The organism is Photorhabdus sp. CRCIA-P01, assembly GCF_003545805.1.
In the GTDB taxonomy this organism is placed as follows: domain Bacteria; phylum Pseudomonadota; class Gammaproteobacteria; order Enterobacterales; family Enterobacteriaceae; genus Photorhabdus; species Photorhabdus antumapuensis.
In genome coordinates this window covers 25,990-47,785 of record NZ_NMQR01000034.1, presented here as the reverse complement: position 1 = coordinate 47,785, position 21,796 = coordinate 25,990, and the positions used below count along the sequence as shown (strand labels likewise).

At 41.4% G+C, this 21,796-nt stretch carries 23 protein-coding genes, 2 tRNA genes and 1 pseudogene; 8 read left to right on the top strand and 18 right to left on the bottom strand.

Annotation, left to right across the window (positions count from 1 at the left end; genetic code table 11):
• The coding region (locus D3222_RS17735; RefSeq protein ID WP_232832566.1) for a hypothetical protein at positions 1–241 on the top strand (241 nt) is incomplete at its 5' end.
• 9 nt (positions 242–250) lie between these two features.
• Positions 251–592, top strand: coding sequence for a DUF6572 domain-containing protein (locus tag D3222_RS17730; RefSeq protein WP_118987331.1), 342 nt, complete (start codon positions 251–253; stop codon positions 590–592).
• Positions 593–683: 91 nt separating this feature from the next.
• Here D3222_RS17730 and D3222_RS17725 read toward each other — a convergent pair whose 3' ends face one another.
• Positions 684–896: a SymE family type I addiction module toxin gene (locus D3222_RS17725; RefSeq protein WP_118987330.1), complete on the bottom strand. Its 213-nt coding sequence runs from the start codon at positions 894–896 to the stop codon at positions 684–686.
• Between the two features lie 1,261 nt (positions 897–2,157).
• Positions 2,158–2,826 (bottom strand): hypothetical protein, encoded by a 669-nt coding sequence (locus tag D3222_RS17720; RefSeq protein WP_118987329.1) that lies wholly within the window; start codon positions 2,824–2,826, stop codon positions 2,158–2,160.
• Positions 2,827–3,455: 629 nt separating this feature from the next.
• On the opposite strand from D3222_RS17720, the gene D3222_RS17715 reads away from it, so the two are divergent.
• Positions 3,456–4,823, top strand: a complete 1,368-nt coding sequence (locus D3222_RS17715) for a pyridoxal-phosphate dependent enzyme (protein WP_118987328.1) — start codon at positions 3,456–3,458, stop codon at positions 4,821–4,823.
• A 17-nt stretch (positions 4,824–4,840) separates the two neighbouring features.
• On the top strand, positions 4,841–5,995 hold the full coding sequence (locus D3222_RS17710) for a trans-sulfuration enzyme family protein (protein WP_118987327.1): 1,155 nt from the start codon (positions 4,841–4,843) through the stop codon (positions 5,993–5,995).
• A 90-nt stretch (positions 5,996–6,085) separates the two neighbouring features.
• Here the strand turns inward: D3222_RS17710 and deoD are convergent, their stop codons facing one another.
• The 5 genes and pseudogenes from deoD to D3222_RS17685 all read right to left on the bottom strand — a co-directional run bounded on the left by deoD (position 6,086) and on the right by D3222_RS17685 (position 10,876).
• Positions 6,086–6,802, bottom strand: a complete 717-nt coding sequence (gene deoD / locus D3222_RS17705) for a purine-nucleoside phosphorylase (RefSeq protein ID WP_118987326.1) — start codon at positions 6,800–6,802, stop codon at positions 6,086–6,088.
• 82 nt (positions 6,803–6,884) lie between these two features.
• The gene (deoB, locus tag D3222_RS17700; RefSeq protein ID WP_118987325.1) at positions 6,885–8,108 is read right to left on the bottom strand and encodes a phosphopentomutase; all 1,224 of its coding nucleotides are present in this window, start codon (positions 8,106–8,108) and stop codon (positions 6,885–6,887) included.
• A 26-nt stretch (positions 8,109–8,134) separates the two neighbouring features.
• Positions 8,135–8,233, bottom strand: a pseudogene (locus D3222_RS17695) (hypothetical protein); the annotation flags it as partial.
• Between the two features lie 120 nt (positions 8,234–8,353).
• Positions 8,354–9,133, bottom strand: a complete 780-nt coding sequence (gene deoC / locus D3222_RS17690) for a deoxyribose-phosphate aldolase (protein ID WP_118987324.1) — start codon at positions 9,131–9,133, stop codon at positions 8,354–8,356.
• 477 nt (positions 9,134–9,610) lie between these two features.
• Positions 9,611–10,876, bottom strand: a complete 1,266-nt coding sequence (locus D3222_RS17685; RefSeq protein ID WP_198672853.1) for a NupC/NupG family nucleoside CNT transporter — start codon at positions 10,874–10,876, stop codon at positions 9,611–9,613.
• 767 nt (positions 10,877–11,643) lie between these two features.
• Here D3222_RS17685 and D3222_RS17675 point away from each other — a divergent pair.
• Positions 11,644–11,793, top strand: coding sequence for a hypothetical protein (locus D3222_RS17675; protein WP_198672852.1), 150 nt, complete (start codon positions 11,644–11,646; stop codon positions 11,791–11,793).
• 1 nt (position 11,794) lies between these two features.
• On the opposite strand, the gene D3222_RS17670 is transcribed toward D3222_RS17675, so the two are convergent.
• The 6 genes from D3222_RS17670 to D3222_RS17645 form a co-directional block, all read right to left on the bottom strand.
• The gene (locus D3222_RS17670) at positions 11,795–12,568 is read right to left on the bottom strand and encodes a TatD family hydrolase (RefSeq protein WP_118987321.1); all 774 of its coding nucleotides are present in this window, start codon (positions 12,566–12,568) and stop codon (positions 11,795–11,797) included.
• A 4-nt stretch (positions 12,569–12,572) separates the two neighbouring features.
• Positions 12,573–13,637 (bottom strand): patatin-like phospholipase family protein, encoded by a 1,065-nt coding sequence (locus D3222_RS17665; protein ID WP_118987320.1) that lies wholly within the window; start codon positions 13,635–13,637, stop codon positions 12,573–12,575.
• A 181-nt stretch (positions 13,638–13,818) separates the two neighbouring features.
• Complete coding sequence (locus D3222_RS17660) at positions 13,819–14,196, bottom strand: BON domain-containing protein (RefSeq protein ID WP_118987319.1); 378 nt, start codon at positions 14,194–14,196, stop codon at positions 13,819–13,821.
• A gap of 298 nt (positions 14,197–14,494) precedes the next feature.
• Entirely contained in the window at positions 14,495–16,084 is a 1,590-nt protein-coding gene (gene prfC, locus D3222_RS17655; RefSeq protein WP_118987318.1) for a peptide chain release factor 3, read from the bottom strand.
• A gap of 155 nt (positions 16,085–16,239) precedes the next feature.
• A complete protein-coding gene (gene rimI / locus D3222_RS17650) occupies positions 16,240–16,686 on the bottom strand; it encodes a ribosomal protein S18-alanine N-acetyltransferase (protein WP_118987317.1) in 447 nt (148 codons plus the stop codon).
• Positions 16,655–17,068, bottom strand: a complete 414-nt coding sequence (locus D3222_RS17645; RefSeq protein WP_118987316.1) for a DNA polymerase III subunit psi — start codon at positions 17,066–17,068, stop codon at positions 16,655–16,657. The genes rimI and D3222_RS17645 overlap by 32 nt, the downstream gene beginning before the upstream one ends.
• 126 nt (positions 17,069–17,194) lie before the next feature.
• Here D3222_RS17645 and rsmC point away from each other — a divergent pair, with 126 nt between their 5' ends.
• The 3 genes from rsmC (at position 17,195) to D3222_RS17630 (ending at position 18,742) form a co-directional block, all read left to right on the top strand.
• Positions 17,195–18,211, top strand: coding sequence for a 16S rRNA (guanine(1207)-N(2))-methyltransferase RsmC (gene rsmC, locus D3222_RS17640; RefSeq protein ID WP_118987315.1), 1,017 nt, complete (start codon positions 17,195–17,197; stop codon positions 18,209–18,211).
• A gap of 296 nt (positions 18,212–18,507) precedes the next feature.
• Positions 18,508–18,594, top strand: a tRNA-Leu gene (locus D3222_RS17635).
• 61 nt (positions 18,595–18,655) lie between these two features.
• A tRNA-Leu gene (locus tag D3222_RS17630) sits at positions 18,656–18,742 on the top strand.
• Between the two features lie 53 nt (positions 18,743–18,795).
• On the opposite strand, the gene D3222_RS17625 is transcribed toward D3222_RS17630, so the two are convergent.
• The 5 genes from D3222_RS17625 to D3222_RS26130 all read right to left on the bottom strand — a co-directional run bounded on the left by D3222_RS17625 (position 18,796) and on the right by D3222_RS26130 (position 21,635).
• On the bottom strand, positions 18,796–19,062 hold the full coding sequence (locus D3222_RS17625) for a DUF1435 family protein (RefSeq protein WP_118987314.1): 267 nt from the start codon (positions 19,060–19,062) through the stop codon (positions 18,796–18,798).
• A gap of 227 nt (positions 19,063–19,289) precedes the next feature.
• Entirely contained in the window at positions 19,290–19,610 is a 321-nt protein-coding gene (locus D3222_RS17620) for an aspartate/glutamate racemase family protein (RefSeq protein ID WP_157975351.1), read from the bottom strand.
• Complete coding sequence (locus D3222_RS17615) at positions 19,559–20,026, bottom strand: hypothetical protein (protein ID WP_118987312.1); 468 nt, start codon at positions 20,024–20,026, stop codon at positions 19,559–19,561. Before D3222_RS17615 ends, D3222_RS17620 begins: the two co-directional genes overlap by 52 nt.
• 30 nt (positions 20,027–20,056) lie before the next feature.
• On the bottom strand, positions 20,057–20,563 hold the full coding sequence (locus tag D3222_RS26135; RefSeq protein WP_232832565.1) for a carbamoyltransferase C-terminal domain-containing protein: 507 nt from the start codon (positions 20,561–20,563) through the stop codon (positions 20,057–20,059).
• Positions 20,535–21,635: a carbamoyltransferase N-terminal domain-containing protein gene (locus tag D3222_RS26130; protein WP_232832564.1), complete on the bottom strand. Its 1,101-nt coding sequence runs from the start codon at positions 21,633–21,635 to the stop codon at positions 20,535–20,537. The genes D3222_RS26135 and D3222_RS26130 overlap by 29 nt, the downstream gene beginning before the upstream one ends.
• Positions 21,636–21,796 lie beyond the last annotated feature (161 nt).

Here is a 21,796-nt window from a genome sequence, read left to right as displayed (position 1 = left end):
AAACAAAGGGACAAAAGTTAGGGTTGATATTATGGCTAAAGATAGAGATGGATCTATCAAGTGCATAGAATGTAAAAGCTCTCAAACTGCACCATTAACAAAGAATCAAAAGACAGGTTTTCCAGAACTCAAAGAGGGCGGAGGTACAGTTGTTGGGAAAGGTAGGCCGGGATTTGAAAGTGGAACTAAGATACCACCGACAGAAGTTGAAATAGTAAGGCCAAAAGCAAAGGATGATTAAGGAGGCTATATGTCTGTAGAAGATATAAATAAAATTGATTTAATTACAATGACCCAAGAGGATATAGCTTCCCAGCAGGTAATCTTGGTTATAACTGATCATTTGCAATGGTCATCTTGTATTAATGAACACCTCTTTAAATTGCAAGAAAAAATTAATAGATATATTGCATTTGTTGAAAGCGGAGAAATGTACGAAAAACTCCCAGATGCTCAGGGTAGAAATATAACGTTTAAAGTGTTTTTCCAGTACAGGATTCCTCAGGAATGTATTGATTTTATGGAGAGAGTAAACGAAATATTATCTTCCATTAACATAGAATTAACTTATGAGGAAAGTGAGGTCATTTAAAAAATTAATTATATGTCTCAATGACCAAATTAGCGCAGAGGGCTTGCTCACTGCGCTAATTTCGATCCTTTTTAACTTTCCAGCTGCAAACTCAGTCTTCCGTAACAACCTGAATAACCAATTGTCCCCGTTCAACTCTCACCTGCACCGCCTGTCCGGTGGCAAAGCCCGCTTCTTCCAGCCAGTTGCCCTTAAGATGCAAGCTGGGATGCTGGCTGTAATAACGGGTCATGGAGTTGAAGGACGATTTGAGTGGATAGCGATCCCGGCCTTGTGAACCGCACCCCAAATGTTGGATAACCATCTAACTCTATTTAAGCGTTAACAAAGCACGAAAATAGTTTGGAAATTAACGATATGAATTGATTTTAATCCCAGAGCACATTAAAAACATAAAAAGAAGCACAGTTTAAATAAAATCGTAAACCAGAATGGTTTAAACAGTGTAAAGCCGTTTAATCCAGCATATTTTTCAGTTTTACTGAATAAATAAAAAATAATAACACTGCAATTAACCCGATTCGTATGCTGTTAAATCATTCATTTGAATTTTTTATGATCGATTATTTAACTGTTTTATGGCAAAGTTTATTAACCGTTGAAAATGTTATTAAAGTCGGCTCCTTTGGGAAAATAGATTATCTGATTAAATTACTCATACGATTACCTTCCATTTTTCACTGATAGCTTTATGATATACAGGTTTTAAACTACTATTAAAAGTCATGTTTTTAATCTCCGGCTTTAATCGGCATAAGGTTTTAACAGTTATTTTTGTCCTTTCCGCATTCTATTTTTACTGGCTCTGTTTTACTGGTAATCCTGAGTGTTTTTTACCTAACTATATTAAAGATACCCCTTAATGTTTTCTCGGATAAACCCTCCTTTTTCATGGCTTAAATCCTACCAAATTAACCGTTTTATCTCTTTTTTATTGCATTATTTTTATAGCTTACTTTTTAAAATGATGGTTAGAAAACGTCTAAATTTCAGTTCATTAAAAAACTTTCCCTGTCATGCTCACTTTTTTAACCTTCCCGTTAATGGTTAATGGATTTCGATTGAATGTCATTAATTTCTCTGCTAAAAATCAGTATTTATTGTTTTAAATCAATATTTTATATAAAATTTTAATTTCTCTACATTCGTATTTTTAAATGGTTATAGCAGTAAATAGGCTGCTTTTAGTCACTCTGTAGCTTTTAAAAAGCTGTCATTAATGGGGTATCTGTTTTTTACCCCTTAGCTGACTAATCACCGATAAAAAGGATTTTACGATCGCTAGAAAATATTTAATGAATGGTATTTACGTTTTATAGCCCCTATTTACCCTCCCCATTCTCATTAAATTGGCATTCAGTTTTTTCGTTTTTCTTTTTCCTGTATTTTATTTTTTAGGTTTAAAATCAAAGAAGGTAATAAATTAGCTAATGGTATTAAGATTAAAGCACATTTTTTAAATCATTTTCAAAACCCCGTTAATCCTGTTAAATGTTTTGAATCAGTTCAGGGGTATGTAAACACTAAGGCTTTTCAGAAGTTAGCTGATGATGGTGAAAATCATTTTAAAAATAGGGTAAAACTGTTTCAATCGGATTACATACTCTATTCACTAAACTTTCACCTTCCAAGGCATATTCAATATTATCTATTTTCTGATTACCGATGATCCTGGGAATTCTATTCGAGTTATATCGACTAAGACATACTTTTTCAATATTATCAAACAAATAAAAAGATTCATTATAAAGTTTTGATATATTTTTCATAAATTCGCATTTTTCCTCAAGGGCCGACTGACTCTTTACAAGTGAATGCTCATTGATAAAAATCGTTTTATTATGAATATCAACATTAACTATTGAAGCAAGTATTTCCTTAATCCCTTTTTCCAAAAACATTTTGGATTTACTATCAGCAGAATGCGCTGGAATTCGAGCATCTATTAACACCAGAGGATGTAATAAATTTTTATTAACAGTGATAAAATCATGAAAGATATAATCAGCTTTAAAGTATCTTTCATTAAAAGAGATCTCAGCATGATTTAATAGTTCTTTTATTTTTTGTATAATCAAGTTCTGAATATAATTTTTACTATTTCGAGATCCTTTCATGAATCGCATAAATTTTTTCTTATAGTATTCATTGGCATTGATATTATCTGTGGTATGAAAGTTATTCTCTTTAGTTCTAAATAACAATTGAATTTCTTCTGTATTGAATGAATCCACTTTTTTTCAATTCTAAAGACCTTTCTATGTAAATTTATGACTAACTCTTTTTGACAAAAGAAATGAAAACGTGGATAAAAATCATCAATTATATTACCTCGTTGCTCTGCTGATAAATAAATTCGTGAATTATAAAAAACAGGTTCTATTTCATAATTCTCTTCAAGCTCTTTAAGAAAAGTTCATTAAATATAATCGCTCCAACATTATCTTTCCGGCAACTGAGAGCACCTCTGGAACAAAATCTTCAAAAAAACTTTTAAATAAAGCTGAGTTTCTAGCTATTTGTTATTTTAAAATTACAACAGAGACTCCAAGAAACAAGATGAAAATAGCCATTATCTTGTTCATGGAATATTTTTAAAACCTAAATACTTCTTAGATTAATAACTAAGTTATCGATGTATAAATTGCCGATAAAAAATCATAGCGCCTGTAAATTAAATGATTTTATTTACCTCACACTTTAATAAATCAGGAAATCTAAACGTCTATACTTCTGCACATCTAAAATAAAACTAATATATTCCTTTTGGCTATATATGGTTGCTATTCATTCTTTCAAACAAATACATATACAGAGTTATCCTCCATAACTATCTGAATACAACGGATTATCTGGATATGATATGACCACATCACGCTCTGTTCTCGATATGATTGGCAATACCCCATTGCTGGAGCTAACGCATCTGAATACCGGCCCATGTCAATTATTTATTAAGCTGGAGAATCAAAATCCCGGTGGCTCTATTAAAGATCGCGTTGCTCTTTCCATGATCGAGCAGGCGGAAGAACAAGGGCTACTTCAACCTGGTGGTACTATTATCGAAGCCACGGCTGGTAATACCGGCATCGGATTGGCATTAGTTGCCGCCTTGAAAGGCTATAAATTGATTCTGGTTGTTCCAGATAAGATGAGCCGGGAGAAGGTGTTTCATCTGCGTGCACTGGGTACCGATGTACGTCTGACCCGTTCTGATGTCAGTAAAGGCCATCCAGAGTACTATCAAGATTATGCCCTACGTCTGGCGCAAGAGATCACCGGTGCTTATTATATCGATCAGTTCAATAATCCGGCTAATTCAGCAGCGCACACTACTACTACCGGGCCGGAAATCTGGCAGCAAATGGACCACAATGTCGATGCAGTGGTGATCGGTGTCGGGTCCGGTGGCACGCTTGGCGGCTTGAGTCACTATTTCGCTCAAGTTTCGCCGGAAACTGAGTTTGTTCTGGCAGACCCAAATGGTTCTATCCTGGTGGACTATATCGAACACGGCAAATATGGTGAGGCCGGGAGCTGGCAGGTGGAAGGCATCGGCGAAGATTTTGTCCCTCCTCTGGGTAATTTTAGTCGAGTGCATCATGCATACCGCGTCAGTGATACAGAAGCTTTTTCCAGTGCCCGTGATCTGTTGCTAAAGGAAGGTGTACTGGCGGGCTCTTCCAGCGGAACCTTGCTCGCCGCCGCACTGCGCTACTGCCGTGCGCAAACCACCCCCAAACGTGTGGTTACGCTAGCGTGTGACAGTGGAAACAAGTATCTGTCAAAAATGTTTAATGATTATTGGATGCTAGAACAGGGATTCCAATCACGTGTGCTACAACACGATCTCAGCGATTATATTACTTACCGCTATCAGGATGGTGCTACGGTTTTTATATCGCCAGAGGATACGTTGAAAACCGCTCATACCCGCATGCGCTTGTATGAGATTTCTCAATTACCGGTGCTGGAAGGAGAGCAAGTGGTCGGCATTATTGATGAGTGGGATTTGATGCACACCGTGCAGGCTGATCCACGCAATTTTAGCCTGCCCGCTAGTCACGCCATGACTCATCAGGTGAAAACGTTGGATAAGAACGCTTCTCTACAACAATTGATGGCAACTTTCGACGCCGGACATGTGGCGCTGATCGTCGATAATAGCCGCTTTCTTGGGCTGGTAACTCGCACAGATGTGCTGAACGCATGGCGTCAGCAACTTAATTGATTTTTAGGAATGACTTTATGACCAAGTTCGATACTAAAACTGTTCACGCCGGCTACACACCGGATCACACTGGCGCGGTAATGCCGGCAATTTATGCAACATCGACTTACGCCCAATCAGCCCCCGGCCAGCACACGGGTTATGAATATTCCCGCAGTGGCAATCCGACACGTGATGCTCTGGAAAGCGCGATAGCCGAACTGGAAAACGGTAGCCGAGGCTACGCTTTTAGTTCAGGGCTGGCTGCCAGTTCCACAGTGCTAGAACTCTTGGATAAAGATAGCCATTTGGTGGCAGTCGATGATCTGTACGGTGGCACCTACCGGCTACTCGAAAAAGTACGTCGCCGCAGCGCCGGTTTGCGTGTCACTTATGTAGAAGCCAATGATACTACCGGCCTTGAAGCAGCCATTCGTCCCGACACAAAAATGATTTGGGTGGAGACACCCACCAATCCCTTGCTGAAACTGGCCGATCTGACGGCTATCGCACAAATAGCGCAACGCCACGGTATTATTAGTGTTTCAGATAACACTTTCGCCTCACCATATCTCCAACGCCCACTTGATTTGGGATTTGATATCGTCGTGCACTCCGCCACTAAATATTTAAACGGCCACTCTGATGTGATCGCAGGGCTGGCAGTCGTCGGAAAAAATGCAGAACTGGCAGAAAAACTTGGTTTTCTGCAAAACTCTGTCGGTGGCGTACTCGATCCATTCAGTAGTTTCCTGGTGCTGCGCGGAATGCGGACACTTGCTCTGCGTATGCAGCGCCACATTGACAGTGCATCAAAGATCGCATACTGGCTGGAGCAACAGCCTCAGATCGAAACCGTCTTCTATCCCGGCCTCACTTCCCATCCACAGCATGAGCTGGCGAAACGTCAAATGAAAGGTTTTGGTGGTATGATTTCTGTTCACTTAAAAGGTGATGATGATTATGCCCGCCGGCTGATTCAAGAGCTAAAACTATTTACACTGGCAGAAAGCCTAGGCGGGGTGGAGAGTCTGATCAGCCAACCATTTAGTATGACTCACGCGTCTATTCCATTAGAAAAACGCCTTGCTTCCGGGATCACACCACAGTTGATACGTATTTCCGTGGGTATAGAGGATGCAGAGGATCTTATCGCCGATTTAGCTCAAGCGTTGGAAAAAGCCACTCAATAAAAGAGCAATGCCAGCCAATTCTTTCAACTGGCTGGCATTAAATAAAAAACGATTCTTTTTATGCAATCAAGAGTAAATGCAAAACCGGAATTATTTATCACCCAACAAAACGGATTCCAGTGCAATTTCAATCATTTCATTGAAAGTCGTCTGGCGTTCCTCGGCAGTCAGTTTTTCATGAGTACGGATGTGGTCAGAGACGGTACAGATAGTCAGTGCTTTTGCGCCATATTCAGCCGCAACACCGTAAAAACCCGCAGCCTCCATTTCCACACCCAGAATGCCATATTTTTCCATTATATCAAACAGTTGTGGATCTGGCGTATAGAATAATTCAACCGAGAAGATGTTACCTACACGCACATTGATGTTTTTTGCTTTAGCCGCATCAACGGCGTTACGGACCAGATCGAAATCAGCAATCGCCGCAAAATCGTGATCTTTAAAACGTATACGGTTAACTTTGGAATCCGTACATGCCCCCATGCCAATAATCACATCACGCAATTGAACATCTTGACGTACTGAACCACAGGAACCTACACGGATAAGGACTTTAGCGCCAAAATCGGTGATCAGCTCTTTGGCATAGATAGAGCAGGATGGAATACCCATACCATGCCCCATCACAGAAATCGGGCGGCCTTTATAAGTACCGGTAAACCCCAACATACCGCGTACATCGTTTACCTGCCGCACATTTTCCAGAAAAGTTTCAGCAATATATTTCGCACGTAATGGATCGCCAGGCATCAGAACAACGTCTGCAAAATCACCCATCTCAGCATTAATATGGGGAGTAGCCATAATTAAGTTCCTTATATTTTTTTATTTACTGGTTATTTTAGTGATATATGGCTGCCCAAAAGCAGCCAATCCAATAAGTAGGTCAGAGCATTGATTTGCCATATTCCATTGGCGACAGTTCAAAATATTTAGCGACTGTCTGTCCAATATCAGCAAAAGTTTCACGGTGACCCAATGAACCAGGTTGTACTTTTGGTCCATAAATCAGCACCGGAATGTGCTCACGAGTGTGGTCAGTACCAGACCATGTAGGGTCACAACCGTGGTCGGCGGTCAGGATTAAAATGTCATCATCTTTCACCAGTTTCAGCATTTCAGGCAGACGACGGTCAAACAGTTCCAATGCCGCCGCATAACCCGGAACATCACGACGATGACCATAAGAAGAGTCGAAATCGACAAAGTTAGTGAATACGATAGTGTTGTCACCCGCTTTTTCCATTGCCACCAGCGTTGCATCAAACAATGCATCAATGCCGGTCGCTTTTACTTTTTGCGTAATGCCGACGTTTGCATAGATATCGGCAATTTTACCGATAGAAACGACTTCGCCATTTTTCTCATCGACCAATTTTTTCAGCACGGTAGGAGCAGGTGGCTCTACAGCTAAGTCGTGACGATTACCGGTACGCTGGAAATTACCCGCCTTGTCTCCAACAAATGGACGCGCAATAACCCGGCCAATATTGTAATCGCCATCAGTCAATTCTTCACGGGCGATTTCACACAACTCGTACAGACGATCTAAACCGAAAGTCTCTTCGTGGCAAGCAATCTGGAATACCGAGTCAGCAGAGGTATAGAAAATCGGTTTACCCGTTTTCATATGCTCTTCACCCAATTTATCCAGAATAACCGTACCAGAAGAGTGGCAGTTACCGAGATAACCCGGTAGATTTGCACGCTCTACCAGTTTATCCAACAATGCCTGCGGAAAGCTGTTTTCTTCATCGTTGAAATAACCCCAGTCAAACAGCACCGGGACACCGGCAATTTCCCAATGACCTGATGGTGTATCTTTACCGGAAGAGAGTTCACTGGCATAAGCGTAAGCACCAATAATATCTGCGTCTTTATCCAAACCGACAGGGAAAGTTCCACAGGACTCCTCAGTCGCTTTACCTAAACCTAAGCGGCTTAAATGCGGCAAATGTAGAGGCCCTTTGCGACCAACATCAGCATCACCACGGGCACACGCTTCTGCAATGTGCCCCAAAGTGTTAGATCCTTTATCACCAAATTCTTCGGCATCTTTACTGGCGCCAATGCCAAAAGAATCCAATACCATGATGAATGTACGTTTCATAAATTTTCTCCTGCGTCAAATCACACTATACCCACACTATAATCAATGCTATCTGTTGCCTTACGGCGCCCTCCACCAAGGGAAACTACAGACATCCCTATAGCACGGGTATCCATTTCATTCAGTGGATATCCATCACGTTTTTTACGGATAATTTCCTGTGCCAGAAACAAAGTATTCTCCAATTGTGATTAAAATCGGGAAAAATTCAGTGGTTACACACTGACTGATGCGATACTCGATTATCAATAATTGCTGCTTTGCTCTTGATTCTGATGCCCCAGAGTGCCTAGCAAACTGCCCAACAAGCTGGAAGCCCCAAAACGAAAATGACGGGCATCAGCCCATTTGTCACCCATGATATGGTCAGCTAATGCCAGATATTGTGCAGCCTCTTCAGCGGTGCGCACGCCACCAGCGGGTTTGAAACCAACCGTTTCACCCACGCCCATCTCATGAATCACCTTTATCATGATTTCAGCACTTGCCAATGTCGCGTTAACCGGTACTTTACCCGTAGACGTTTTGATAAAATCAGCGCCAGCGTTGATTGAAATTTCAGACGCCTTACGGATCAGAGATGGCTCTTTCAGTTCACCGGTTTCAATAATAACTTTTAGCAGCACTCCCGCTTCCGCACAGGCGGTTTTACACGCTTTTACCATGTCAAAACCGACTTGCTCATTACCGGCCATCAATGCACGGTATGGGAAAACCACGTCAACCTCATCAGCCCCATAAGCAATAGCCGCTCGAGTTTCAGCTACGGCGATGTCAATATCGTCATTACCGTGTGGGAAGTTTGTCACTGTTGCAATGCGGATTTTAGGTGTGCCCTGTTCACGTAATACCTTACGTGCCAGAGGAATAAAACGAGGGTAGATACAGATAGCCGCAGTATTACCCGCCGGGCTTTTCGCCTGATGACAAAGTGCCGTCACTTTTTCATCTGTATCGTTATCATTGAGTGTCGTTAAATCCATCAAACTCAGCGCCCGTTGCGCCGCTGCGGTTAAATCGGTCATAAAACTCTCCAACGTTATTATCGCGGCTAGCTTCTGCTAGAGCCACACATTCTGTTAAACGATTGTTTGTTGGCGAGCGGACTTGGTTCCTTAAAGATGTCGCGATGGTATGCCTACAGCGACTATTGAACTCCCTTTCACCGCATTATGCTCTCTTCGGCTTATGGTCCTTAATGCGAGCCTCGCCTTGATCCTTGAAATATTGGCATATCTTATATTTGAACATTTCAAGGTTCAAAAAATTGTGCCAAAAATCACACTAATTACATGTAATTTGCAAGAAAATAATTTCAAATGTGATTTTTATCACATAAAACTATATTTATCATGGGATTTACCGGCAAACCCAACTTGCTTATCACCAGATAATACACGACAAAAAATATAACTCACGTCTAGCAAACACAGAGTATGAAGATAAACCGGTAGGAAAATAGATTGCAGGCGGGATTATCCCACCTGCCTATTTCAACAACGTTACAGAGCCAAGAAGAAACCGGCAATCGTTGCACTCATTAAGTTGGATAGTGTACCCGCTATAACCGCTTTCATCCCCAAACGAGCAACATCACCGCGACGATTCGGTGCCATACCGCCCAAGCCACCTAACAGAATAGCAACGGAAGAAAGGTTAGCGAAACCACACAGTGCGAAGGAGATAATCGCTTTGGTGTGCTCTGACAGCACCGGCAAGCCCGCCGCCATCACCACATCATCCGGTTTTAAATAGGCGCCGAAGTTCATAAAGGCAACGAATTCGTTCACAACCAGTTTTTGACCGATGAAAGAACCCGCCACTGTAGCTTCACTCCACGGAACACCAATCAGGTAAGCAATCGGCGCACAAACCCATCCCAACACCAGTTCAAGAGAAAGTTGTGGATAATTAAACCAACCACCGATACCACCGAGAATACCATTCAACAATGCAATCAGGGCCACAAACGCCAATAACATTGCACCGACGTTCAACGCTAATTGCATACCAGAAGCGGCACCAGAGGCGGCTGCATCAATGATGTTAGCAGGGCGTTCCTCTTCAGCGACCAGTGACATAGCATCAACAGTGTCATGTGGCTTTTCAGTTTCAGGCACCATCAATTTAGCGAACAACAGGCCACCTGGCGCCGCCATAAAGGAAGCCGCAATCAGATACTCCAAAGGTACGCCCATTGATGCATAACCGGCCAATACCGAACCCGCAACGGATGCCAAGCCACCACACATTACCGCAAACAGTTCAGATTGAGTCATGGTAGCAATGTAAGGGCGAACAACCAGTGGCGCCTCAGTTTGGCCCACGAAAATATTCGCTGTCGCAGACAAAGATTCTGTACGTGAAGTTCCGAGAATTTTTTGCAAGCCACCACCCAATATTTTGATAACGAGCTGCATAACACCAATGTAGTACAACACAGCAATCAATGAAGAGAAGAAAACAATAATAGGCAGTACACGCAGGGCGAAAACAAATCCACCACTACCAAACAGTTCAAACATTTTGGTGGAAACTAATCCACCAAAAATAAAATCCATTCCTTGTTGACCAAACTGGATGACACTGGAAACTCCCTCAGACATACCCATTAATATTTTCTTGCCTGCGGAAACATAAAGTACAAAAGCACCGATAGCGATCTGAATCAAAAAGGCGCCAAGGACAGTACGAAGTTTAATAGCGCGATAATTACTGGAAAAGAGTACTGCGATCAAGATCAGCACTACCATCCCGACCAGGCTCATAAAGAGTTGCATTGGAAGAATCCCTGTTCACTTAATAATAAATTAAATATGTCAGTTGAACGTAAATCGTTCACTGACGCTAAGTCGGCGCTGATTATACTCAGTCATCGGAATGAACAAGCTATTGACATCACAAATATCTACTGAAAAAAGCAATAAAAAAATGATAAATGTGATGTAAATCACACAAACTTGAGGAAATAATCTGCAATAGATAATCTAATCTCGGAATGGCAAAATAATCAACAATTAAGAAATAATTATCAGGTAAGCGCAATTAAAGTATGGTAGTTATGATCCGCAGACAACAACTCTGCCATATATATTCACATCTATAGATAAGCAGACGAAGCAATGTTTCAAAAATAAATCTAAGGAAATAAGCCCATGTCTAAATGACGAGTCATTCCTCCATGGAGACAACAATTCATTTTCGAATAACAATTAAACAATCGTATAAAAACAATTAACTCTATAGTATCCAACCTATAACGGTTAATAAACTTCTATTAACGACTTAAATACTAATATTTATACCCTTCATCTTTCAAGCTGCTGCTTTGTTGGCTGCTTTCACTCACCCCAGTCACATCGTTATCTATGCTCCTGGGGATTCGTTCACTTGCCGCCTCGCTGCAACTCGAAATCTATTAGGTATAGTTATTTTTCTTCTGCATTTTAGCTATATAAAATGGACAAGAATTATGATGCTCAAAGTCAAAACAGAAAATATAAAACATATTATATGCTTAAGCAGGTGAAATATAATGAAAGCCAATATGCTAGAAGAACGTTTGAAAGAATTCTTAAAACATCGACTCGTACACTCTAATGATAACGCTCATGATATTAGTCATCTGGTTCGTGTTGCAAATAACGCGAAAAGAATCATGGAAGTAGTTAAAATCACTCTGTAAATCATATAACCAATCCAAATAACTCAATACTGTTATGATAAAGTTGACGAGCTATTTCATCAGGAGATTCACGACGGAGCTCACATAACGAAGCAAAAACTCCGGCAATTTTTTCCGGCCGGTTAGGTTCTCCCTGAAAACCGAAAAGCGGCATATCCGGAGCATCGGTTTCCAGCACCAGAGACGTTAACGGGAGTTCAGCCATTACGCGACGTGTTTTCCGCGCTCTTTCATAAGTCATGGTTCCCCCTACCCCAATGTAATATCCCAAACCGATAAAAGTCTCCGCCTGTGATAAGCTACCCGCAAATCCGTGTACTACACCGGTACGGGGAAGGTTGATTCTTCTTAGGATCGCTGCCAGTTGATCATGGCTTTTTCGAGAATGAAGGATAACCGGCAATTCATACTGTTTTGCTAACCGCAATTGAGTGCCCAATAACATTTTCTGTTTTTCAAATTGGGGTTCAGTCATATAGAGATCGAGCCCAATCTCCCCAACCGCCACCAACTTTGCATGTTTCTGTTTTAGACATTGTTCCAGATCCGCAAGATGCGCTTCCTGATGTTGATCGATATAAAGAGGATGCAAACCCAATGCAGCATAAATCGCAGGATAAGAACAAGCCAATTCAGATACCTGTTGCAAATTCGCGCTACTAATAGCAGGGACAATCATTCTATCCACGCCAGCCTGTGCCGCCCGTTGCAGGCTCTGCTGTTCATCATCACGAAACGGAGGAAAATCAAAATGGCAGTGGGTATCAATAAACATGAAACTATCCGTTATTAATCTGTTCTGACGATGCGGCTAAGGTGGCCGACAACGTAACCAACGTGCTATTTTCTTCGCTCTGGTACAAGGCGTTACGGTTTAAACTCTCTTTGTTGTCCTTAGCAAGATTAAACTTATTACCAACAAACAGATGACCCACCGTCGCCAGGAAATAGCGGCCACAACGACGCCCAAGATGATAATCCCGGCTAAGTGCTGGCAAACGGCTACCTAATGCACTGGTAGTTAATGGTGCAGGTGGATAGATCTCAAAAATCTGTACATCATCAGGTGGATTTTCAATAAATTTCTGGGTGCGGTGATAGCTTTTAGCGTGTTGTTGTAGCATCCGTACCATCTTTTGCAAGCTGCTATCCCCCAACCGGCGTTTCATCCGTTGTACCCAATCAGGCGTGTAATAGAGCTGTGAAGGGACCGTGCGGATCACCACGATGGTATCAGCACCTCGCCGATACGCCTCTTCCACCGGAATAGCATCACTGATACCGCCATCATAATAAACAACATCATCGATTGTCACACCATTGCGATAAAACCCAGGAATAGCGCTTGATGCCTTAATCACTTCCAGCCAACTCTTTTCATTAGGATGGAAATAAGTAGGTTCAAAATTATCTGAACGACATGCACACACATAAAATTCACATCCAGCCTCAAATTTGCGTAAAGCTGTCGGAATATCCAATGGTAGTTCTTGATAGGCGGTCTGCATAAACCAATCTAAATCAACTAAATGACCACCCCGGACAAAACGCAAAGGATTAAAGAAGGTAGGATTGGTTGTATAGCGGTTGATAGCTCGCCGGGCATATCCACGCTGTCCACAAATATAAGCTGAAAGGTTCTGAGCACCTGCCGAAGTACCCAGCAGTAGATCAAACGGGTTGAATTCGACACGCATAAATTCATCCAGCACACCTGCGGTAAAAATGCCGCGTTGTCCTCCACCTTCACAAACAAGTGCAACCTTTCCAGATTTAATAGACGACTTATATTTATAGGATAATAGATCAATATTTCCCAACGTTATCGGTATACGTTTCCCCACACAACCCCCAAAAAAATAAATGACGGATAGAGAGCATAACTTGGAAAGTTATTATCCGTCATTATATTATGGTGCTACGTAGTCAATATTCTGATAAAAGTACCCCTGGTGAGGGCGCATATCCGGTTAGTGCAAAGTCAATCATTTGAATGGAAAACAACCACTCAATTAATAAAATATATTATTTTTTTATGGTCAGACCGTTTTGAATCGACTTGACCCCTTTCACTTTAGAGATAATCTCTACAATTTCTCTGGATTGTTTCTCGCTTTTCACAAAACCAGAAATATAAACGACTCTCTCCTCTGTTTTTACAGAAATATCACTACTGTTGATCCCTTTTGCCGCCAACAACTCACTTTTAATCTTCGCTGTGGTAGCACTATCACCCATATAACCATCGATGTTTTTCATTGAATCATCGATTTTCTGACCAGCACTATCGAGTGCTTGTGTCGCTTTATTTTTAAAAGACTCCTCCGCCAGTACACTATTGCTAACTAAAGTGGTACCCAAGGCAATAGCCACTAACCAGTGAGCCAATTTAACATTCTTCATTCTATACCTTCCTTATTGTCGGTTAGATTTCTGAATCTATAAAGCCGTTCAATACTGTCTTTACACCACGTAATCCCAGCAGAATCACAATCCGTATTAGAATTAAAAACAGGTTATCATTTCCAGTAAATTGGAAAATAAGAACATCAATACAGTAAAGACCAAGGAAATAATAACAGGAAAATAAAGCAAAGCGCTATAAAATAAGACGAATCTTACCGACTAAATTATAAATTATTCTTGTGTTACATATATTTTTGTAAAGAAAAAGGCTAACTTATTGTTAGCCTTAAAAATATTAATGTTCCCGTGTCTTACGGAAATTGATGTCAGGATAACGTTCACGGGTCAAATTTAGGTTAACCATCGTTGGAGCAATATAGGTCAGATTATCACCACCATCGAACGCCAGGTTTTGCTCACTCTTACGCTTAAACTCTTCCAGCTTCTTAGCGTCATGACACTCAACCCAGCGAGCCGTTGAGACGTTTACCGGCTCATATAAAGCTTCAACGTTGTATTCACTTTTTAAACGGGCAACAACCACATCAAACTGGAGAATACCAACGGCTCCCACAATCAAATCGTTATTTGCCAGTGGACGGAATACCTGTACAGCACCTTCCTCGGATAATTGAACCAATCCTTTCAGCAGTTGCTTCTGTTTCAAAGGATCACGCAAGCGAATACGACGGAACAATTCTGGAGCAAAGTTAGGAATACCGGTAAATTTCAGATTTTCCCCTTGAGTAAAGGTATCACCAATCTGAATGGTCCCGTGGTTATGCAAACCGATAATATCTCCCGGATAGGCATGATCCACATGAGTGCGATCACCCGCCATAAATGTCAGCGCATCAGAAATCACCACATCTTTCTTAATTCTTACCTGATGCAGCTTCATGCCTTTTTCATATTTACCTGACACAACACGTAAGAAAGCCACACGGTCACGGTGTTTAGGGTCCATATTGGCCTGAATCTTAAAGATAAACCCGGTAAATTTATCTTCCTGAGCAGAAACTTCGCGAGCATCTGTTTGACGCGGCATCGGCGCTGGCGCCCATTTAACCAAACCATCCAGCATGTGATTAACGCCGAAGTTACCCAGTGCAGTACCGAAAAATACCGGTGTCAGTTCACCTTGCAAAAATGCCTGATGATCAAACTCATGAGAAGCCCCCTGCACCAATTCCAGTTCCTGACGCAATTGTTCAGCCAGATCTTCACCAATCGCGGCATCCAGTTCAGGATTATTCAGCCCCTTAATTGCGCGGACTTCCTGAATAGTGTGCCCCTTTCCGGTCTGATACAGGTAAATTTCATCAAGATAGAGGTGATAAACCCCTTTAAAAGACTTACCGCACCCAATCGGCCAGGTGATCGGGCAACAAGCGATATTCAACTCATTTTCCACTTCATCCATCAGTTCCATCGGATCACGGATATCGCGGTCAAGCTTGTTCATGAACGTTAGAATCGGAGTATCGCGCAGACGGGTCACTTCCATCAATTTACGTGTCCGATCCTCAACCCCTTTAGCGGCATCAATGACCATCAAGCAACAGTCAACCGCCGTCAATGTACGATAAGTATCTTCGGAGAAATCTTCATGCCCTGGCGTATCCAACAGGTTAACCAAGCAATCTTGATAAGGAAACTGCATCACGGAAGTGGTAATGGAAATACCACGCTGTTTCTCCATTTCCATCCAGTCGGATTTCGCGTGCTGATTTGAACCACGACCTTTCACCGTACCGGCTTTCTGAATCGCCTGTCCAAACAGCAATACTTTTTCAGTAATCGTCGTTTTCCCTGCGTCAGGGTGAGAAATGATAGCAAAAGTTCGCCGTTTAGCGACTTCCTGCTGAAAAGGGGAATTTGACATCAATAACAATCTTCTGCTTTATATACGGGCTTGTACTCAACATCAGACGCTTCCCCTCAAGGAGAACAGTTGCCAAACCCGTGGGTGAATGAAAAATTGGCGCTCATTTTCGCTGAAATTGGTGTTATAAACAATCAATCAATTTCATAACACGATTACGCAAACAGCGGTAATGCCATGATGATGGCATCTTCTTTACCTGTCGCAGTAGGATAGTAATGCTGACGAACAGAGACTTGGTTAAACCCTGATTGTTCATACAACCTAATAGCAGAATGATTCGATTGTCTGACTTCAAGCCATAAGGTATTCACGCCTTTACCCGGCAAAATTGATATTAAATACGCTAATAATGCCTTACCATAACCCTTACCTTGGTAGTCAGGATGAATCGCAATATTAAATAGGGTTGCTTCATCTAATACCAATTGGGTTATGGCAAAGCCAATAAGTTGTTCATTAATCGCTATTTTATAATTCAAATACCGCTCCCCTTGATTGCCAAAAAATGTTTTTTCACTCCACGGGAACGCGTGGCTGGCTTTCTCAACCAGAAAAGCGGACGGGAGATCAGCGGGAGTTAATAGAGAAATGTTGTTCATGTTGAAAAATCTGTTGCCAAAGAGAACGTTTTGCCTGTCCATCACAATATAAATCATTTAATGCCGGGCTTCTCAAAGAAATTCCCGGCCATGATAGTGTAATATCCACACCCAGCAACCAATATGGGCACTTAACCTGTTCCGGTAACATCGCAACATTATTTGTTGTAATGCAGTAAACAGAGGATTTATCCAACCCCATAGCGGTGAAAATATCTATTAATAATGAATTAGTTAAATCAATGTGGTCATTGGTAATAATCAGCAGACGGGTGGTGTCAGGTAAGTGAACAGCTAATTCACCTTGCAAAACCGCAGGGTTACGTAAGGTCCATTGGGTAATCCCCAATTGAGCTAATAACCTATCGCGCCGGGTTACCATATCTATTCACCTGCTGTAAAAAATAATCGGTAACATGTTATCAGAGGCCACGATCTGCGCCAATATTGGGTTGAAATTTATCACCATCTGATACTTGAGCACAGAACATAAGGAGCTTATAGACAAATGTCTGCGTTAACCCCCGCCAGTGAAGTTATTTTGCGTCACCGTGAGCAATTTAGCTCTCATCACCTGCTCTTCGCCGGTGATATTCAGGATACACTGGCAACCCAAATTGATGCTGCCAGTGTGCGAGTGCACACTAACCAATATCATCACTGGCAATCACTGATCCGCACTCTGGGTGATCATGCCTGGTTTGGCTTGGTAGCCGAAAAAGCATTTACTCAGGGTTGTGACACCCTGATCTACTACTGGCCTAAAAGTAAGCAGGAAGCTCGTTTTCAATTACGCAGCCTGTTCTCTGTTTTGCCAAAAGGTATCAATATTTTCATTGTCGGTGAAAATCGTAGCGGAGTACGTAGTGTAGACAAACTGATGGACGGCATGGCAACGTTTCAAAAAATCGATAGTGCCCGTCGTTGCAGCCTGTTCTACGGCCAGCTGGAACATGAAGTGCAGTTCGAACAAGATAACTGGTGGAACAGTTATCAGGTGGAAAACGTCATAGTGAATACGTTACCGGGTGTATTCAGCCAGGATGAACTGGATGTTGGCAGCCGGTTACTACTTTCCACTTTTGACAAACCGCTCTCCGGCAGCTTACTGGATATCGCATGCGGGGCGGGTGTTCTGGCCGCCGTGCTGGGTAAGAAAAACCCTGAGTTAGCACTGACTCTCAGTGATGTTAATGCAGCAGCGATTGCCTCCAGTAAAGCAACCTTAAAAGCCAATAAACTGGAAGGTAACGTGGTTGTCAGTAACGTTTATTCCAATCTTGAAGATAAATTCAATTGGATTATCTCTAATCCCCCCTTCCATGACGGGCTAAAAACCAATTTACAAGCAGCAGATGACCTGATCCGCCAAGCGCCTAATTACCTTAAACCCGGCGGCAAACTGCGGATTGTTGCCAACGCTTTCCTGCCTTATCCCGATTTACTGGATAAAACTTTTGGCAATCATGAAGTCATTGCTCAGACAGGTAAATTTAAAGTTTATCAAGCAACGAAAAAATTCTAATTTACTCAGCCTGTCCTTGGTTCAAGGACAGGCTATCTTTGAAATAATAGAAGGATGATGATTTTTACGGCAATCATACAGCGCTATACCCTATGGATTTCAAGATGCATCGCGACGGCAAGGGAGTGAATCCCCGGGAGCATAGAGAACTATGTGACCGGGGGGAGCGAGTGCAGCCAACAAAGAGGCAACTTGAAAGATGACGGGTATATAATAAATAATGATTGACGTAGGCTAAAAAACCTCTAGAATTCGCCTCCATGCTATCAATCGACATATTGATAGTGTCTGAATTTGCGAGGGTGGCGGAATTGGTAGACGCGCTAGCTTCAGGTGTTAGTGTCCTTACGGACGTGGGGGTTCAAGTCCCCCCCTTCGCACCAAATCAGACAGCCGCTGATTAAATTCTAAATTCGGCAATAAAAAAATCAAATGACAGTACCTGCGAGGGTGGCGGAATTGGTAGACGCGCTAGCTTCAGGTGTTAGTGTCCTTACGGACGTGAGGGTTCAAGTCCCTCCTTTCGCACCAATCTGTTCATTTTCTCTATCGCGCTTCCTGACTATTTTCTCTTGTATAAAACATCAGAAACAACCAAATCCATGTATTCCAGCCAATAAGGCACATAACACAGCAAACCCTGATGGTATTAACAAGAAATGGCGTGACTTCTGGTTTAGCAGCATAAATAGTGTCAGCAGCATCGCTAATACCACACCAATTTTGAACTGCTCGATGCCGGGATTGACGATGACGAATAGCATGCCCGCCAGGCTAGATAAACCGATTCCCCACAAACTGGTGATACCCTGCCAGAAAAGGGATCTCTCTCTGTCTTTCATCCTAATCATAACTTGCACCCAGACAAATGATAATGATTACCAATATCATATACAAAAAAGTGTGAAGTACAAGTCAGTTGCAATTGCTAATCTGGCAGATCAAATCAATATCTTGTAACAGTTCAAACTATTCCAATTCAACATACTGGCAGAGTTGAAACATTGTGGTTTGAGAATATTACAAAGCACTAACTCAAGCACTTAATAATGGGATGGTAGTTACACAGAATTACGAACTAAGGCCGCTTAATGCAACTAATCCCCCTTTCTCTTAAATCCAACTTTGGATATTCCAAACGACTGTGGGTAAGACCAGCTCTTATCATCATCTGTAGATAACCCAATGCAACTGCCGTAGGATCAATTACTTGAATCGGCATTCCTACGGCCTTCATTTCTTTGGATAAGTACTTTGCCATCCCCATCATGCCGGTACAACCTAATACTATGGCAGTTACCCGCTCTTCCTTGATCATATTCTTAACTTGAGTAAGGAGAGCATTTTCTAGCTGTCCCGGTGTTTCATGCAACTCCTTGCCAGATCGATAACTTCCCATTCAATATCAGAATATTGATTAAGCAAGTGAGATAACGTTTTAGCCGGTGTAATATAAGGTGAGAAAAACATGCCAAGCGCCGCAGACTCACCGATAAAACATACCCTTTTCACACCTTTCGTTTTACTCACCGTCAGTTGCTGCTGTGAACTCTCCCAAAAAATGGAATCAGATTGTTCGCGTCTTACAAAAACCACCTCATCATCAATTTTCGTTGGATGCCATGTACCGATAGCAGTATATCCATCAACACTTTCATTGCATGAAGGGATATTATTGTAAAATACCGTATCATTACTGTTTTGCTCTTCACTCATCAAATAGATTTGAGCCAACCGCATAACTTCCAAAGCATTTTCTTGATTATCTGAAAGAAACTCCGCTAATTTTTCAGTATTAACGTTAGATTGATTCATATTATTTTTTCCTAAAAACGTAAGTTTATTCTAGATAAAGGTATAGATGGCTTCTATAGATTGCCCTGTAAATAGATCTTGTGGTGGTTGAATAAAACTAAACTCTATTTCCGCCATCTTAGAAAATGCTTCCGGAAGCATCGTTCTCTCAATAATAAAATCTTCCAATACTAAAACATCAATTCCTGAATTCCCAAAACACCTTACCGCATCAAGTGGAGTACAAACGATTGGTTCCCCCCTCACATTGAATGAAGTATTCACCAATATTGGGCAATTCGTCGCGTTATAAAACGCCTTCAGTAAAGAATGAAACTTTGGATTAGTATCAGCAGTAACTGTTTGTGGTCGGCAAGAGCCATCAACATGTGTGACTGCGGGTAAACTGAGATTTGAAGTTACCTGACAAGTTTCAAGCATAAATGGTGTTGGAATTGATAATTCAATATGATTTGCGGCTTCCTCTTCCAAAAGAGCTGGCGCAAATGGCCTAAATCCTTCTCTCTTTTTAACCAATGCATTTAGCCGATCTCGCATAGAAGGATCTCTTGGATCCGGAATCTCCAGCAGCAGGAGGAATAAAGATATTATTAAATAGTCCAGTTTTACGGATGGCATGTGTCGCAACACAGTTTAGAGCTACACCTCCTGACAGACATAAGTTTATTGAATCTACATTTTCCCGCAAATCATGAATTTGCTTGATGAGAATCTCTTCCAACACCACTTGCAAACTTTTCGCTAAATCCATGTGATGTTGTAGCATCACAGATTCTTGCTCTCTTGGGGGAAAACCAATCAAGTCGATAAAAACATCCGTGTACATTCTATTTATCTGGCTAAAATCAAAGAACTTCATGTTTAGCTTAAAACTGAACTTTTTCGCCATACTGAACATTTCTCGCAACTTATTGGTATATATTGGTTTACCATAAGGTGCTAATCCCATGACTTTATATTCACCACTGAGTACTCTGAATCCTAAATAGTTAGTAATAGTGCTATAAAAAAGACCAACTGAATTTGGATATTCAATTTTCTCGAACAAATTGATGTTATCGCCTTGTGCATAACCAAAAGTAGAGGTTTCCCATTCTCCTACACCATCAGAAGTTAATATAGCCGAGTCAGTAAAACCAGAAAATAGATAGCTTCCGGCGGCATGTGCCATGTGATGATCGTAGAATCTGATCTCTTTCTCATACCCTAATACTTCAGTAATATCACGAAATGGCTTGTGGCAGTCCAACCAATGAAGACCGTTAGTAGCAGAAAAGTTGAAATTGGAGGCAAGCTGCCTAGACAACTTCTTATAAGGGTTTTCATAATAAGCGATACAGTCGATGTCTGTAATATTAACGCATCCTTCCTCTAAACAATATCTAAAGGCTCTAATTGGTAGTCGAGAATCATTTTTGAATCTGGAAAATCGCTCTTCTGAAACAGCAGCTATTAATTTTCCATCGCTGATCAGTGCACAAGAAGAATCATGAAAATTTGCAGAGATACCAATTATATTCATAGCATCACACCCTATTTTTTCAGGTTTAAGAATAAATACTAGCTCTAACTGATTTATTTTAAGCGAAGTTATATATCTTATTTTCATTTATCACCTAACTCCTATTAATATTCAACTCCTAAGATGCGGACAATAGCAAAATCAGCAAATATTCAAAGAGTGTTAACAGTTAAATAATCAGAGACATCTACAGTACATAAGTTAAAAAGGAGAATATTTTTTATCCCAACTAGCATCACCTGAGTTGC

What these genes read in the sequence shown, in the direction of transcription:
- D3222_RS26135 (WP_232832565.1), bottom strand. Translation starts at nt 20,563, where the DNA reads ATGCGAGATCGGCTAAATGCATTGGTTAAAAAGAGAGAAGGATTTAGG.
- rsmC (WP_118987315.1), top strand. Translation starts at nt 17,195, where the DNA reads ATGTCTGCGTTAACCCCCGCCAGTGAAGTTATTTTGCGTCACCGTGAG.
- D3222_RS17730 (WP_118987331.1), top strand. Translation starts at nt 251, where the DNA reads ATGTCTGTAGAAGATATAAATAAAATTGATTTAATTACAATGACCCAA.
- D3222_RS17615 (WP_118987312.1), bottom strand. Translation starts at nt 20,026, where the DNA reads ATGAATCAATCTAACGTTAATACTGAAAAATTAGCGGAGTTTCTTTCA.
- D3222_RS17715 (WP_118987328.1), top strand. Translation starts at nt 3,456, where the DNA reads ATGACCACATCACGCTCTGTTCTCGATATGATTGGCAATACCCCATTG.
- rimI (WP_118987317.1), bottom strand. Translation starts at nt 16,686, where the DNA reads ATGAACAACATTTCTCTATTAACTCCCGCTGATCTCCCGTCCGCTTTT.
- D3222_RS17675 (WP_198672852.1), top strand. Translation starts at nt 11,644, where the DNA reads ATGAAAGCCAATATGCTAGAAGAACGTTTGAAAGAATTCTTAAAACAT.
- D3222_RS17725 (WP_118987330.1), bottom strand. Translation starts at nt 896, where the DNA reads ATGGTTATCCAACATTTGGGGTGCGGTTCACAAGGCCGGGATCGCTAT.
- D3222_RS17670 (WP_118987321.1), bottom strand. Translation starts at nt 12,568, where the DNA reads ATGTTTATTGATACCCACTGCCATTTTGATTTTCCTCCGTTTCGTGAT.
- D3222_RS17620 (WP_157975351.1), bottom strand. Translation starts at nt 19,610, where the DNA reads ATGGGAAGTTATCGATCTGGCAAGGAGTTGCATGAAACACCGGGACAG.
- prfC (WP_118987318.1), bottom strand. Translation starts at nt 16,084, where the DNA reads ATGTCAAATTCCCCTTTTCAGCAGGAAGTCGCTAAACGGCGAACTTTT.
- deoC (WP_118987324.1), bottom strand. Translation starts at nt 9,133, where the DNA reads ATGACCGATTTAACCGCAGCGGCGCAACGGGCGCTGAGTTTGATGGAT.
- D3222_RS17645 (WP_118987316.1), bottom strand. Translation starts at nt 17,068, where the DNA reads ATGGTAACCCGGCGCGATAGGTTATTAGCTCAATTGGGGATTACCCAA.
- deoD (WP_118987326.1), bottom strand. Translation starts at nt 6,802, where the DNA reads ATGGCTACTCCCCATATTAATGCTGAGATGGGTGATTTTGCAGACGTT.
- D3222_RS17625 (WP_118987314.1), bottom strand. Translation starts at nt 19,062, where the DNA reads ATGATTAGGATGAAAGACAGAGAGAGATCCCTTTTCTGGCAGGGTATC.
- D3222_RS26130 (WP_232832564.1), bottom strand. Translation starts at nt 21,635, where the DNA reads ATGAAAATAAGATATATAACTTCGCTTAAAATAAATCAGTTAGAGCTA.
- deoB (WP_118987325.1), bottom strand. Translation starts at nt 8,108, where the DNA reads ATGAAACGTACATTCATCATGGTATTGGATTCTTTTGGCATTGGCGCC.
- D3222_RS17660 (WP_118987319.1), bottom strand. Translation starts at nt 14,196, where the DNA reads ATGAAGAATGTTAAATTGGCTCACTGGTTAGTGGCTATTGCCTTGGGT.
- D3222_RS17685 (WP_198672853.1), bottom strand. Translation starts at nt 10,876, where the DNA reads ATGAGCCTGGTCGGGATGGTAGTGCTGATCTTGATCGCAGTACTCTTT.
- D3222_RS17710 (WP_118987327.1), top strand. Translation starts at nt 4,841, where the DNA reads ATGACCAAGTTCGATACTAAAACTGTTCACGCCGGCTACACACCGGAT.